General features: G+C 63.2%; 10 protein-coding genes and 1 other RNA gene. 6 read left to right on the top strand and 5 right to left on the bottom strand.

Translation table 11 applies throughout. From position 1 onward, the window contains the following. Positions 1-73 precede the first annotated feature (73 nt). Positions 74-425: a transfer-messenger RNA gene (gene ssrA / locus ACTHNE_RS20750) on the bottom strand. A gap of 343 nt (positions 426-768) precedes the next feature. Next, on the bottom strand, positions 769-1,263 hold the full coding sequence (smpB, locus tag ACTHNE_RS20755; protein WP_440270208.1) for an SsrA-binding protein SmpB: 495 nt from the start codon (positions 1,261-1,263) through the stop codon (positions 769-771). Positions 1,264-1,343: 80 nt separating this feature from the next. Here smpB and ACTHNE_RS20760 point away from each other — a divergent pair, with 80 nt between their 5' ends. Both ACTHNE_RS20760 and ACTHNE_RS20765 read left to right on the top strand, forming a co-directional pair. Next, positions 1,344-1,775 (top strand): type II toxin-antitoxin system RatA family toxin, encoded by a 432-nt coding sequence (locus tag ACTHNE_RS20760; RefSeq protein ID WP_440270209.1) that lies wholly within the window; start codon positions 1,344-1,346, stop codon positions 1,773-1,775. Then, complete coding sequence (locus ACTHNE_RS20765) at positions 1,768-2,043, top strand: RnfH family protein (RefSeq protein WP_440270210.1); 276 nt, start codon at positions 1,768-1,770, stop codon at positions 2,041-2,043. Before ACTHNE_RS20760 ends, ACTHNE_RS20765 begins: the two co-directional genes overlap by 8 nt. Before the next feature lie 14 nt (positions 2,044-2,057). On the opposite strand, the gene ACTHNE_RS20770 is transcribed toward ACTHNE_RS20765, so the two are convergent. Beyond that, a complete protein-coding gene (locus ACTHNE_RS20770) occupies positions 2,058-2,537 on the bottom strand; it encodes an outer membrane protein assembly factor BamE (protein WP_440270211.1) in 480 nt (159 codons plus the stop codon). Positions 2,538-2,611: 74 nt separating this feature from the next. On the opposite strand from ACTHNE_RS20770, the gene fur reads away from it, so the two are divergent. Further along, positions 2,612-3,031 carry a ferric iron uptake transcriptional regulator gene (fur, locus tag ACTHNE_RS20775; RefSeq protein ID WP_440270212.1) on the top strand — a complete coding sequence of 140 codons (420 nt, stop codon included), beginning with the start codon at positions 2,612-2,614 and terminating at the stop codon, positions 3,029-3,031. Between the two features lie 356 nt (positions 3,032-3,387). Here fur and ACTHNE_RS20780 read toward each other — a convergent pair whose 3' ends face one another. Then, complete coding sequence (locus tag ACTHNE_RS20780; RefSeq protein WP_324942295.1) at positions 3,388-4,977, bottom strand: MASE1 domain-containing sensor histidine kinase; 1,590 nt, start codon at positions 4,975-4,977, stop codon at positions 3,388-3,390. Positions 4,978-5,067: 90 nt separating this feature from the next. On the opposite strand from ACTHNE_RS20780, the gene ACTHNE_RS20785 reads away from it, so the two are divergent. Beyond that, positions 5,068-5,703, top strand: a complete 636-nt coding sequence (locus tag ACTHNE_RS20785) for a response regulator transcription factor (RefSeq protein WP_324942298.1) — start codon at positions 5,068-5,070, stop codon at positions 5,701-5,703. 192 nt (positions 5,704-5,895) lie between these two features. Here ACTHNE_RS20785 and ACTHNE_RS20790 read toward each other — a convergent pair whose 3' ends face one another. Continuing rightward, positions 5,896-6,780: a response regulator gene (locus ACTHNE_RS20790; protein ID WP_324947846.1), complete on the bottom strand. Its 885-nt coding sequence runs from the start codon at positions 6,778-6,780 to the stop codon at positions 5,896-5,898. A gap of 5 nt (positions 6,781-6,785) precedes the next feature. On the opposite strand from ACTHNE_RS20790, the gene ACTHNE_RS20795 reads away from it, so the two are divergent. Continuing rightward, positions 6,786-7,214, top strand: coding sequence for a hypothetical protein (locus tag ACTHNE_RS20795; RefSeq protein ID WP_324947843.1), 429 nt, complete (start codon positions 6,786-6,788; stop codon positions 7,212-7,214). Between the two features lie 68 nt (positions 7,215-7,282). After that, on the top strand, positions 7,283-13,999 hold the full coding sequence (locus ACTHNE_RS20800) for a hypothetical protein (RefSeq protein WP_324947841.1): 6,717 nt from the start codon (positions 7,283-7,285) through the stop codon (positions 13,997-13,999). The last annotated feature ends 98 nt before the right edge of the window (positions 14,000-14,097 follow it).

Consider the following 14,097-nt stretch of genomic DNA (forward strand, 5'->3'; position numbering starts at 1 on the left):
AAAAGGCAGATGAACTAACTAGTTGGCCGAACAAAAACGCCCGACGATCACTCGCCGGGCGTTTTCGCTTTATTGGTGGAGGTGGCGGGAGTCGAACCCGCGTCCGAAGGCGCTTGACGCCCGGTACTACATGCTTAGCTCACTGTTGGATCTCGTCCCGCGACAGCACAGAGTGCGAGGCGCATCGAAGGACCAGCCCGCTTGATTTAACCCTGGCCGGCAGGCGGCAGCTTTGGGCGATCCCGTGATAATGACCCTACACCTACGAGCACAGGCACAAGTGGGTTCGGGGCTAGGCCTTAAGCGGCCAGAGCGTAGTTGTCGTCGTTGGCAACTATAAGTTTGCGGCTGGATTTACGAGGAAAGCTGCCCCCTCGGCATGCACCAAGCTATCTCACTACCCCCGTCGAAGCCAGAACACCCCCGGGGAAAAAGATCGCGTTAGCGACGCGATTATATATGGTGATGGGGGTGGGGGATATCAAGGTTTGCGCGTTGTGCAGTAAGCGGCGTGGCAGCGTGGGTCGTGGTAGCTGCGAAAGCGGAGGTGTTTTTCGACAGCGGTGGCGACTGACTTGGCGTTCGGCGCAGAGCGCAATGGATTCCCGCTTTCGCGGGAATGACGGCCTAGAGGGTGTTTGCGGGCATGGCGGCCTTAGGGTGGTCGTGGAAGTGGCGGCCTGGAGCTGTTCGTGGAAATGGCGAGCTTGAGGCGGTGTGGGAATGACCACCTTGCGCTGGCTTGGTTACACAGGCCGGGTGGATGGTTCAGGCGGCGCGGTTGTGCGAGCGCATGGTGCGCTGTTTTTCGCGCTGCCAGTCGCGTTCCTTGTCGGCGTTGCGCTTGTCGTGTTCCTGCTTGCCGCGGGCCAGGCCGATTTCCACTTTCACCTTGTTGCCTTTCCAGTACATGGCGATGGGCACCAGGGTGTAGCCCTTGCGTTCCACCGCGCCGATCAGTTGATCGATTTCCTGGCGATGCAGCAGCAGTTTGCGCGTGCGCCGGTCCACCGGCACCACGTGGGTGGAGGCGCTGATCAGTGGCGGAATGGAGGTGCCTACGAGGAATATCTCGCTCTTGAGCACTACGGCATAGCCGTCGCCGAAGTTGATGCGGCCTGCGCGCAGGGCCTTCAGCTCCCAGCCTTGCAGGGCGATGCCCGCCTCGAAGCGCTGGTCGATGTGGTATTCGTGCCGGGCGCGCTTGTTGAGGGCGATCGTGCCGCCGCTTTCTTTTTTGTCTTTGTCCTTCGCTTTTGCCATGTCCGTTAAACTTTGGCCTGTCGCCCCCGCACAGGATGCCTGTACGCGGGCTCGACCTTGATTCCTGTAATGAGGGTGCCGTGATCCAAATCCGCCGCAGTGCCTTGGTGAAATATTCGCCGGCGCAAATGTTCGACTTGGTCAATGAGGTCGAAGCATACCCAAAGCGCTTCGCCTGGTGTGCCAGTGCTGAGGTGATCGAGCGCGGCGACAACATGCTGGTGGCGCGGCTGGATCTCAAGTTCGCCGGCTTCCACCACAGCTTCACCACCCGCAACACCATGGATCATCCGCGCCGCCTGCAGGTGAGCCTGGTGGACGGGCCGTTCCGCAGCCTGGAAGGTTTCTGGGATTTCATCCCGCTCGGCGCCGACGGCTGCAAGGTGGCGCTGGAGCTGGATTTCGACTATGCCGGCCGCCTGGGCGGTGCGGCGTTGAAGCTGGGTTTTCAAGGGCTGGCCAGCCGCATGGTGGACGACTTCTGCCGCGAGGCGGACAAGGTCTATGGCTGAGCGCATCGCGGTGGAAGTGGTCTGCGCCACCCCGCAGCGCCAACTGCTGCGCCGGCTGAGCTTGCCGGCGGGAAGCACGGTGATCCAGGCGGTGGAGCAATCGGGCCTGCTGCGGGAGATGCCCGAAGTGGCGTTCGATCCGTCACGCTTGGGTATTTTCTCCCGCCGCGTGGCGGCGGACGACCTGCTGCACGATGGCGACCGGGTGGAAATCTACCGGCCGCTCACGCTCGATCCGAAAGACGCCCGACGCCGACGCGCCAGGTGAAGCGGGCAGGGCGATCAGTTCGAACCGCCACCGCCGCCGTTGTCGCCACCACCGCCACCGTTGTCGCCGCCCGAGCTGGAGCCGGGGGCCTTGTCGCCGGAGGTGTCGTTGACGTCGTATTTGGTCTTGTACTTGTTGCTCTGCTGCACCAGCTTCTGCGCATCCTGGAAGTACAGGTTGCCTTCGGTGCGCACCAGCACGTCGTTGTTGAAGTAAAGACTCATGGCGTTGGTCTTCATCTTCTCGCCACGATGCGAATAGGTAGAGACGTAATCCCAGCGGTTCTGGTTGAACGGCGTGGACACCGAAGGCGTGCCCAGCAGCACCAGCACCTGACGCTTGGTAAGACCCGGCTTGAGCTGATCGGCAAGGTTCTTGTCGATGGTCTTGTCGAACAGATTGCCCTGGGCTACGTCGGGGGTATACACGAGATGACAGCCGGCCAGGGAGAGAGCCAGCGTGGCGTAGCCCAGCGTGCGAATCAGCTTTTGCATTCGTAGTGCGTCCGGATCGTGAAGGTGTCGATGATACACTATGGCTCGATTTGACCGTGTACCGGGAGCTTGCGATGGAGCAGGAAACTCAAGAACTCCGTAAAGCCGGGCTGAAGGTCACGCACCCCCGGATGCGCATTCTCCAGATCTTCGAGGAAGACGGCACCCGGCACCTCACCGCCGAGGACGTCTACAAGAAGCTGCTGGCTCATCAGGAAGATATCGGCCTGGCTACGGTGTACCGGGTGCTGACCCAGTTCGAGGCCGCCGGCATCCTCAGCAAACATAATTTCGAGGGCGGGCAGGCGGTATACGAACTGGACCGCGGCCAACACCACGATCACATGATCGATGTGGACAGCGGGAAAGTGATCGAGTTCGTCAGCGAAGAGATCGAGCGCCTGCAGCGCGAGATTGCGGCCAAGCACGGCTATGAGATCCAGGACCACAGCCTGGTGCTGTATGTGAAGCCGATGGGGAATAAGCGCAAATAAGCACATAGGCTGGGATGCCAATCCCAGCATTGCCATCTCCGCACTTGCGCTATGTCGGGATCGGTGTCCAAGCCCACGGGGCTTTCTGGAAGGCAGGCATAAAAAAAGCCGCGGGAGGACTCCTGTCCGCCCAGCGGCTTACCGTTGTCTCTTGACGTGCGTGGTATCGGAATTGCTCGCGAATACCTGCAAATGTCCAGACTCCGGCGGAGTGGCGTCCTGCCACTCTTCGAGTCCTCCGTCCCCACGGATGACTCGTGCTCGCCGTCTCTCGACGGCGGCTCCCCCACATCGATGGGATTGATCCTAACGAAGCTTTTACGGAGCTGGTATTGGAAAATTTCCTAGTTACAGTGTCACAAGTCACTAGATTCGCGCGTGGGGATGTTGCTGCGCAGCAAAATACGCAGGTGAACGCCCTGGCTGTCGGGGCGTAGGCGGAACAGCCCGCCCAGCGAGGTCACGCGGTCGCGCATGCCCTGCAGGCCCCGGCCGCCGCGCGGTACGCGTTCGGGCAGGCCCACGCCGTTGTCGCGGATATCCACCAGCGCCAGCGCCACGCCCGCCCGCTCGCCGATGCGCAGGCGCAACCGGAATTCGGTGGCCTGGGCGTGCTTCACGGCGTTGGTGGCGCTTTCCTGGGCCAGGCGGTAGATGGCGGTGCGGATGTCTTCCTCCAGCATGCGCGGGTCGCCGTGCAGTTCCGTGTGATAGATCATGCCGGCGGTGGCGAGCAGGTCGCGGATCGGGCCTTCGTCCAGCGCGCGCATCAGGCCGAACTCATCCAGTACGGCCGGGCGTAGGTCATCCATCACCCGATGCAGCGCGCGGCGCATGTGGGCCAGGATGTCGTTGATGGAAGTGCCAATGTCTTCCAGGCCAGCCTGTTTCAGGCGGTTCTGCGCCAGCTTCACGTGGGTCTGGATGGCGGTGAGGTTCTGGCCCAGTTCGTCGTGCAGCTCGGCCGCCATGTGGCGGCGCTGGTTTTCTTCGGTTTGCAGGTTGCCGCGTGCGGCGTCGCGTAGCTGGCGGGCGAGGTGATCGAGACGGCGGTTGACCGCGGCCAGATACACATTCTGCTCCGCCATGCGCGCGCTGCTGCGCCGGAGCGCATCCGTGGCCGAACCCAGCATCAGCGCGCCGGTGCCGGCCACGGCCAGGAACATGTGCGAAGACGCGGTCGGCACCACATGCGTAAAGACGCGATCGACCAGCGCCATGCCCGCGCTGGAGACCAGCATCGACAGGCTGGCGCCGCGCCAGCCATGGCGGAAGGCGAAGAACAGCACCGGCGCCAGCGACAGGATGCGCGCGAACTCGCGTTGCGGCGCCGCCTGCTCGGTAAGGATCAACAGAATGATCAGTGCCGGCAGCATCACCAGCAGAGCGTCCATCAAGAGCTCGGACATCTCCTGTTTCGACGGTCGCGCACGCCACAACATGATCAGCGGCGGCACCAGCAACAGCAGGCCGACGTAGTAGCCGAGGATTTCGTTGCCCAAACCTTCCAGCAAACCAGTCGATGGCAGCTCGTGCAGCAAGGCCATGGTTGCCGCGTCGGTGGCCGTGGCGGCCACGCCGGTGAAGCCGGCCGAGAGCAGCAGGCGCGAGACTTCTTCCGGGTCGCGCATGCTTGGCCGCAGGTTCGCCCGCCGCAGCAGCCCTAAGCACAGCGCCACCATTATCGGCAGCGGCAGGTCGCCAAACACGAAGGTGTGCCAGTCCAGCGTGTAGCCATACCAATATTCAATGGACAGCGCGGCGACCAGCTCCGCGCCGATCAGCCATGGCCAGTAGCGAAACGGCGACAGCAGCAGCACGCCGAAGCGCAGGCCGAACTGCAAGGTCCAGTCCGGCTGCGAGGTGGGCCACAGCAAGCCCCACAGCACGCCATAACCCAGGCCGGCGAACGGGGGCGACTTCAGGAAGGAAAGTTTCAGGCGCATGCGCGGATGTTAGCGGGCGGTGGTCGGCCCGTGATGCCCCCGGTAGGAAACGGGATTGCATCCAGGCCGACGTCGGATACAGTGCGCCTTATGCACAGCATTGTTCTGGTCGACGATCACGCCATCGTCCGCGAGGGGTTCAAACGGCTTATCGAAATGGAGCCGGACCTCGAGGTCGTGGCCGAATGCCGCAATGCCGATGACGCGGTGGAAGCCATCAGCCATTACCAACCGGACTTGGTCGCGCTCGACCTGTCGCTACCTGACGGCAGCGGTCTGCCGCTGATCGAACATCTGCGCAGCGTGTCCACCGGCACGCGCATCGTGGTGCTGAGCATGCACGATGGCGAACCCTACGTATCGGAAGCCTTGCGGCGCGGCGCGAGCGGTTACGTCACCAAAGGTGTCGCGCCGGAAGAACTGGTGGCGGGCCTGCGCGCGGTGATGCACGGCGAGGAATTCCTGAGCTCCGACCTGCGTCAGCGCCGCGCGGCAAGGCCGAACGACACACTCGACCCGATCGACCGGCTTACCGCGCGCGAACACGAGGTATTCCTGCTGCTGGCCGCCGGCCGCGCGCCGAAGCAGGTGGCGGCGGAGCTGGGAATCGGGCAGAAGACCGTCTACATCCATCGCGCGAGCCTGATGGGCAAGCTGGGCGCGGGTTCGGAACTGGATCTTTATCGGATCGCGAGCGAACGCGGCTTATTGCCGATTCGCACGTAGGTTGGGGTGCAAACCCTGATATATCCCGACGTTTTTTCGTTTGGTGCATATGTGCCCGAAATGCCGTCATTCCCGCGAAAGCGGGACTGACGGCCCAGTAATCTGGAAGATCATGTGCAAGGTGTATAGCTCGCTGATTTTATTGAAATCATCGAGCAAAAACGTGGGATACGTCAGGGTTTGCACCCCAACCTATGTGGCTGAGCGTCGTCTCAACACGGACAAGGCGTGCTCGGCAAATCCACGCATGGCTGATCGCAGCGCTTCCCGGCTACTAGCGACAGCCTGCTCTTCCATCTGTCCAAGCCTATCGGCCGTTTCCGTCTCGCCAATCATCGCAAACGATCCGCGCAGCGAATGCAGGTGATCGCGCACGACCTGCATATCACCCTTGCCCAGCGCTTCCTCGATCGCTTGCATGGATTGGTGAAAGCCTTGCTGCAACAGGGTATGGACCTTCGCCGGCAGCGGCCCGTGAGTCAGGTCATTGGATTTGGCCGCGAGCCGATCGGGCGTGGCGGTCCTTCCAATCAGCCGGCGCACCGTAGCGTCCACGGCCTCGATCGACAATGGCTTGGTGAACAGCGCATCGATACCCGCCGCGGCGCAGCCTTTGCGCTCGGCATCGTTGGCCGTGGCGGTGAATGCAAGGATGGGAACAGCCACTCCTTGCGAGCGCAAGCTACGCGCAAGCGTGCAGCCGTCCATGACCGGCATATTGAGGTCGGTCATGACCACGTCGTAGTGCGCTTCGGCAAAGCGTTGCAGGGCGGCATTGCCTTCCTCGGCAAGTTCGACGTCATAGCCGAGCGATTTCAATTGCCCTTGCAGAAGCAGGCGGCCGATGGGATGGTCATCCACCACCAGCACCCGTAGGGCTGGCTTGTCACCCGGCAGATGATGGCCGGATCCGGCATTCATGACGCAACGACCTTCGCATCGCGCGGCATGGCGCGGCGCAATGCCGGCATTTGTTCGTCGGGGCGGTGCTTCACGAGTACGCGGATCCCTGCAGTGGACGGCGTCAGACGAGCGCGTATTCTCCGGCCGCCGCTGCACAACCGCAATCGCATCCACGCATCGTGTTGAAGAAAAAAAGCCGGCACGTGAACTGGGATGCCGTGCACATCCGATTGATCATCGTTTGCCGCGATCTTCACGCAACATTATCGGGTGCCGTGCCATTTTTCACGCGCTTTCCATCTTTGTGCCGCGTTTGGTTGTCCGCTAACCGTTCCAGTGTGGCCATCGCCGCCTTCCACCAGGCGGCTGCGAGTTTCAGTGAATCTTTGCCCGCGTTGCCGCGCCGACGGCAATGTGCGCCTCACAGTTACTTCAAGGAGGAAGTCTATCAATCGACCGCTTCATTGCTTCAGCCGGAGATAGCGCTTCAACGAGGCGCGCTGAAGCAATCCTGCCCGAACCTTTTCGAGATCAGCAGCAAACACGCGCGTTGCGATGCCGGATGCCGAAGGCGTGATGGTTTCATGAAAGTTGGCATGCCGATGTGAAACGGGATGGCACGTAGCCGCGTGACCTAAACCTCTCCCACTCTTCATTGCAGAAAGGATGCGTCGTCATGAAAAAGCACAACGGTAACGGTCACTCCAATGGTCATGGCCAGTCGACAGCTCGCAATGTTTCAAGCGGATTGCAGGCCACGTTGGCAAAGAAAATAGCCGCGACGCTTGCGCAAACGGCGGTGGGCCAGGAGGCGTGGCAGCGAGGTAACGGCCGGCGTGCCGCCGGGACCCCGGTGGGTGTGAAGAGTCCGACGACCGGAGTGATGGATAATCAAATTCTTGCCACTTATATCGCCATCAGGTCGGGCAATTACGGTGCCGATCGGGATGCCGTGGCCGGCGAGAGTGGAACGGCGCTAGGAGCGAATGCCAACGCGAATGCACAATCTGCCGTTGCGCTTGGCGGCAATACCCTCGCCGGTTATAACGGCACCGCCATCGGCACATTGACGAGGGCAGCCGGGACATACAGCACGGCTGTAGGCTTGCAGTCGAACGCAAGCGGCCTCGAGGCCACAGCGTTGGGCTCCCGTGCCGTTGCTAACGGCTCTAATTCCGTCGCTATTGGCGTTAATGCGAACGCCACTGGTAAGTTCAGCGTCGCCGTCGGCTCGCAGGTCACCGTCAATGCGGACAACGTGGTTGCACTCGGCTCTCATGGCATGACGGTGGATTCGGGCTCGGCCGGATCGTTCGTGGTTGCGCCCGACAAGAATGGTGGCGTATCGGGATCCGCCAACGCGGTGGCGATCCTGGGCCTGGCCACAAACGCAGCAAGTGGTGTCGCGGTGGGAAACGGAAGCAAAGCTCTCGGCGCCTCGGCAACCGCGATGGGGGTGAGCGCAAATGCCGCCGCAACCAATGCGCTGGCATTAGGCAACGGCGCTTCCGCACTCGGAAGCGATTCGGTGGGTATGGGCAGGGCCGCTCAAGCGGTCGGCGACAACACGATCGTCATCGGCTACAACGCCAAATCCAATACCGGTTTGGCCAGCAACGGAACGGGCAACATCGCGATCGGTTCGAATGCGGTCATCAACAACGTGGGAGCCGGTGCGATCGCGATCGGGCGTAATGCCAAGATCGATGCCGACAGCAGCGTTCCCAATACCACCGGTGTGGGGTCCGTGGTCTTGGGCGATGGCGCCACGGCTTACGGCGATGCCTCGACGGCCATTGGTGGCGGCAGCTACACCGGGCCGAGCAACAGTGTTGCGCTGGGCAATGGTGCGCGCGTCTTGGCGCAGGGCAGTTCCGTGGCGTTGGGTGTCAATGCGCTGGCTGATGAGGTCGGCACCGTCTCCATCGGCAACAAATCCACGGGATTGCGGCATCGAATCGTCAACATGGATCCCGGATTGTCGACCTACGAAGCGGTCAACATCGGCCAGTTGCAACCTCTGGTGACCGCGTTCGGCGGTAACGCTGCGATCGACCCGGACACTGGCGCCGTGACCGGCCCTACGTACACGCTTGCCAATGGCGGCACGCAGACCACGCTTGGTGGTGCGCTGAAGGCGCTGGATGATGCCGTGAGCAACGCCGGCGGCCAGAACGACAAGTATTTTGCGGTGAACAGCACGGGACCGGCTGCCGCGGCCAGCGGAAGCGACGCCATGGCCCTGGGCAGCGGCGCCGCCGCGGCGGGCAATAATTCCGTAGCGCTTGGTGCGAATGCGCGGGCGGATGCGGCCAATACGGTTTCGGTAGGCACGCGCGGCAGCGAGCGCAAGATCGTCAACGTGCTGGCCGGTGATGTTTCTGCAACCAGCACCGATGCCGTGACCGGCGCGCAGCTCGATGCAACCAATCAGCAGATCATCGAGCTGAGTGATGCCCTCAGCCATGGCGGCGTGATTGATCCAGATACCGGGGACACGTTGGCGGTGACTTACAACACCGCCACCAAGGACACGATTACGCTGGGCAACAGCGGGCGGCCAGTGAAAGTCACGAACGTCGCCGTCGCCACGACGCCCAGCGACGCGGTGAACCTCAGCCAGTTGACCAGTACGGCGGACGCGCTGCGCGGCGAGCTCACCGGCAACCTCAAGTACGTGAAGGTCAATTCCGACGGCGTCGATGCGAATGCCGCGGCGCCAGACTCCGTCGCCATCGGCTCGGCGACGCTTGCAACGATCGAAGGTTCGCTGGCGGTGGGCGTACGGGCGCGCGCGTCGGCCGCGCATGCGGTGGCGCTCGGCAGCGACAGCCTGGCCGATACGGTGTTGACCGTCTCGCTGGGCAACAAACCGGCCGGCTTGAAGCGCCGCTTGGTCAATCTGCAAGCGGGTGTGGAGGCGGACGATGCGGTGAGCGTGAGCCAGTTGCAGCCGATGGTGACGGCGCTCGGTGGCGGCGCGGCGATCGATCCGGTGACCGGCGTGGTGACCGGCCCCACCTACACGCTTGCCAACGGCGGCGTGCAGACCAGCCTTGAAGCGGCGCTAGGGGCACTGGATCAGGCAGTGAGTGACAGTGGCGCGAATACGCCGTATCTGGCCGTCAACAGTACGGGTGCGGACGCCGTCGCGAACGGGATCGATGCCATCAGCCTGGGCAGCGGTGCGGTCGCGACCGGCAACAATTCGGTGGCGCTCGGTGCGAACACCACGGCTGATGTGGCCAATACCGTTTCGTTCGGCACGCCCGGCGCGGAACGCAAGCTCGTCAACGTCGCCGCGGGTGATCTTTCGCCGACCAGTACGGAAGCAGTGACCGGCGCACAACTGGACAGCACGAACCAGCAAGTGGGTGTGCTGGAAAACGCCCTGACCGGCAGTGGCCTGATCGATCCGGGTACAGGCACGTCGCTGGCGGTGACCTACAGCAGCGGCGCGAAGAACACGATCTTCCTCGGTAACCTCAACACGCCGGTGGAGGTCATGAATGTCGGCACCGGCCTGGCCGATACGGATGCGGTCAACGTGGCGCAGATGACCGGTGCAGTGGCAGGGCTGCGCAGCGAGCTGAGCAACACGCTCGCCTACGTCAAGGTCCGCGCGACCGGCGGCAATGCGCAGGCCAACGGCACCAACTCGGTGGCGATCGGCTCCGCGTCCAGTGCCAGCGACACGGGGACGGTGGCGATCGGCACCGGCGCGCGTGCCACGGGCGCCAACTCGGTGGCGCTGGGCAGCAATTCCCAGGCGAGTGCAGCGCGCACGGTCTCGGTCGGCAGCCCCGGCAACGAGCGCCGGATTGTCAACGTGGATGCGGGTGACGTGAGCGCCGACAGCACCGATGCCATCAATGGCTCGCAACTGTTCGGCGCTTTGAATGCGCTTGCGACTTCTCGTGCGGGCGTCCTGGATGTCGACAATCCCATCTATGCGATCGAAGGCGTGACCGGGGACAACTCCGCCTCGCTCAATGGTGGTGATCCTTCGCTCTCTACCGCCCTGGCGTTCGGCGTGACCTCCAGCGCCTCCGGCACCGATACGGTGTCGTTCGGCTTGAGTGCGGTGGCGCTGTCGGACAACGCGGTAGCGATCGGCAGCAACAGCACGATCGGTACGGATATGCCTTATGCGGTGACGGTCGGGTCCAATGCCCAGGTCAACGGTGCGCAGGCCGTCGCCCTGGGCGCCAACGTCCAGGCCAACAAGGACTACGCCTTGGCGGTCGGCACCAACAACACCTGGGCACTGGGCGTAAGCTCGATTGCGATCGGCGACGGTGCGAAGGAGCGGGGCGACAGCGGCATCGCGATCGGCAAGAGCGCCGCGGTGGCCGCCAATGCGACCAGTTGTATCGCGGTGGGCACGGGCGCGAGTGTGGCCACCCGATTGAACGATGCGATCGCCTTGGGTACGGGCGCCAGCGTAAGCGCCGGCGCCAACGGCGGCGTGGCGCTGGGGCAAGGCGCGGTGGCCAATCGCGGCACGGCGGTGTCGCTGGGTAGTGCGACGATCACCCGGCAAATCATCAACCTGTCGATGGGCACGCAGGGCACGGATGCGGTGAACGTGAGCCAGTTGCAGGGCGTGACGAGCGCACTCGGTGGTGGCGCCTCCATCGGTGCGGACGGCAGCATCGTGCCACCGTCCTATACGGTCGACGGTACCGCCTATGCCAACGTGGGCGCCGCGATCGCGGCCGTGGTAAGCATGGCCGGGACCGATCCCAACGCCGTGGCGTACGACGGCGCAACCAAGGACACGGTTACGCTGGGTGGCGCCAACGGCACCTTGTTGACCAACCTGCGCGCAGGCAGCGTGGTCATCACCAGCACGGATGCGATCAATGGTTCGCAACTGTTCGGCACGGCGCAAAGCATCGCGACGGGCCTGGGCGGTGGTGCCGCAGTAAATCCAAATGGCACCGTCACGGCGCCGCTGTACGTGATCGGCACTACAACGGCGAGCAACGTGGGTAGCGCACTGGGCAACCTGTACGATGTGGTCAAAGGTGAATTGGCCGACGCGGGGCTGGTGGATCCGGATACCGGGCGCGCCATTGCAGCGGTGACCTACGACAGCGCCTCGCAAAGCAAGGTGACCTTGGGCGGAGCGAACGCAAGCGTGATGGTGCAGGTGTCGAATGTGGCGCCGGGTGCGGTATCGGACACGAGCACGGATGCGGTGAACGGTTCGCAGCTGAATGCGACGAATCAGGCGATCGGCGATTTGACGGATGCGTTCAACAACAGCGGCGTCTTCGATCCAGGCACGGGTGAATCGCTGGCGGTGACGTACGCCAATACATCAAAGACGGATATCGCGCTGGGTACGGCCGGAACGCCGGTGACGGTGTCGAACGTCAATGCAGTGACGCTGTCTGCGTCGAGCACGGCGGCGGTGAACGGTTCGCAGCTGTTCGCAACGAACCAGGCGATCGATGATCTGGCCGATGCGCTGGACAAGGGCGGCGTACTCGATCCGGTCACTGGTGAATCGCTGGCGGTGACGTATGCCGATGCATCGAAAGCAGATATCACGCTAGGTGCAGCCGGAACGCCGGTGACGGTGTCGAACGTCAATGCGGTGACGCTGTCTGCGTCGAGCACGGCGGCGGTAAATGGCTCGCAGCTGTTCGCAACGAACCAGGCGATCACTGATCTGGCCGATGCGCTGGACAACAGTGGCGTACTCGATCCGGTCACCGGTGAATCGCTGGCGGTGACGTATGCCGACGCATCGAAAGCAGATATCGCACTAGGTACGGCCGGAACGCCAGTGACGGTGTCGAACGTCAATGCGGCGATACTGTCTGCGTCGAGCACGGCGGCGGTGAATGGTTCGCAGCTGTTCGCAACGAATCAGGCGATCAATGACCTGGCCGATGCGCTGGACAACAGCGGCGTGCTAGATCCGGCCACCGGCGAATCGCTGGCGGTGACCTACGCGGATGCATCGAAGACGACCATTACGCTCGGTACGGCCGGTACGCCCGTGGCGATCTCGAATGTGGAGGCAGGCATGCTGTCGGCCACCAGCACCGACGTGGTGAACGGCGCGCAGCTGTATACCGTCGCCCAATCCATCGATGAGCTGAAGGACACCCTGGACAACAGCGGCCTGCTCGACCCGGCTACCGGCCAATCACTGGCCGTCACCTACGACAACGCGTCCAAGAACGGCGTGACCTTGGGCGGCACGGGCGCAATCACTCCGATTCCCTTGCACAACATCGCGACCGGCACCGCCAACACCGACGGCGTCAACGTGGCGCAGCTGACTTCGGGCTTGAACAACCTCAAGAGCGAATTGACCAACGGCGCGATCGACCTGAAATACATCAAGGTCAATTCGACTGGCGCAGCGGCCCAGGCCAATGGCGTCAACGCGGTCTCCATTGGCTCCGGTTCCAGTGCCACGGGAAATGCGGGGGTGGCCGTTGGCACAGGTGCGCGTGCGGTGAGCGTGAACTCGGTGGCGCTTGGCTACAACTCCCTGGCCAACGAACGGGATGAGGTGGTATCGATCGGCAGCATCGGCCGCGAGCGGCGGATCATCAATGTCAATGATGGCAATGTCAGCGCGGGCAGTACCGATGCCGTGAATGGTGGCCAGTTGTTTGCCGTGCGCAGGGCGCTGGAAGCGCTCGCCGCCAGAGCGAACGGCGTGAACGACGCCAGCGATCCGGTGGCGGCCGTCGATGGGCGCAGCGGCAACAACGTGGCGTCGCTGGATGGCGGCGATCCGCAGGATGCGACGGCCGCGGCGATCGGTACGTTCTCCATCGCCAGCGGCACCAACGCGCTCGCGGTAGGTTTGCACAACCTGGCCGGGTCGGATTACTCGGTGGCGCTGGGGTACCAGGCGCAGACCGGTGCCGATCACGATTACTCCGTGGCGATGGGTTCGGATGTGCAGACCAACGCCCGCAGCGCCGTGGCGGTCGGCACCGAAGTGCGTGCCAATGGCGAGTATGCGGTAGCGGTCGGCAGCAACCGGACCTTTGCGATCGGCAACAGTGCTGTCGCGATGGGTGATGGCGTGACCGTGCATGGCGACAACAGCATCGCCATCGGGCGTAGCGCCATGGTGGCGAAGAATGCCAACGATGCGCTGGCATTGGGCACGGAAGCGAGCGTGGTGGCGGGCGCGATCGGTAGCGTTGCGCTGGGTCATGGCGCGGTGGCGGACCGCGGCAACGCGATCTCCATTGGCGGCGGCAGCGTCGGTACGCGGCAGATCATTCACGTCTCGGCAGGTACGGAACCGACGGATGCGGTGAACGTTGCGCAATTGCAGGAGGCAATGGCGGCGATGATGGCCGAGATCCAGTCGTTGCGTAGTCAACTGGCCGCGCGTCCGACGGCGCAGTGATGCGTGCAAAAAAAAGCCTGGCGGAGGCCAGGCTTTGAAGCAACGCAACATTGAGGATCATCTGGCTTGCTTGATTGAGCTCCCTCTCCTGCCAGTGG

It is taken from the genome of Dyella sp., from assembly GCF_051954575.1.
Classification (GTDB): Bacteria; Pseudomonadota; Gammaproteobacteria; order Xanthomonadales; family Rhodanobacteraceae; genus Dyella_B.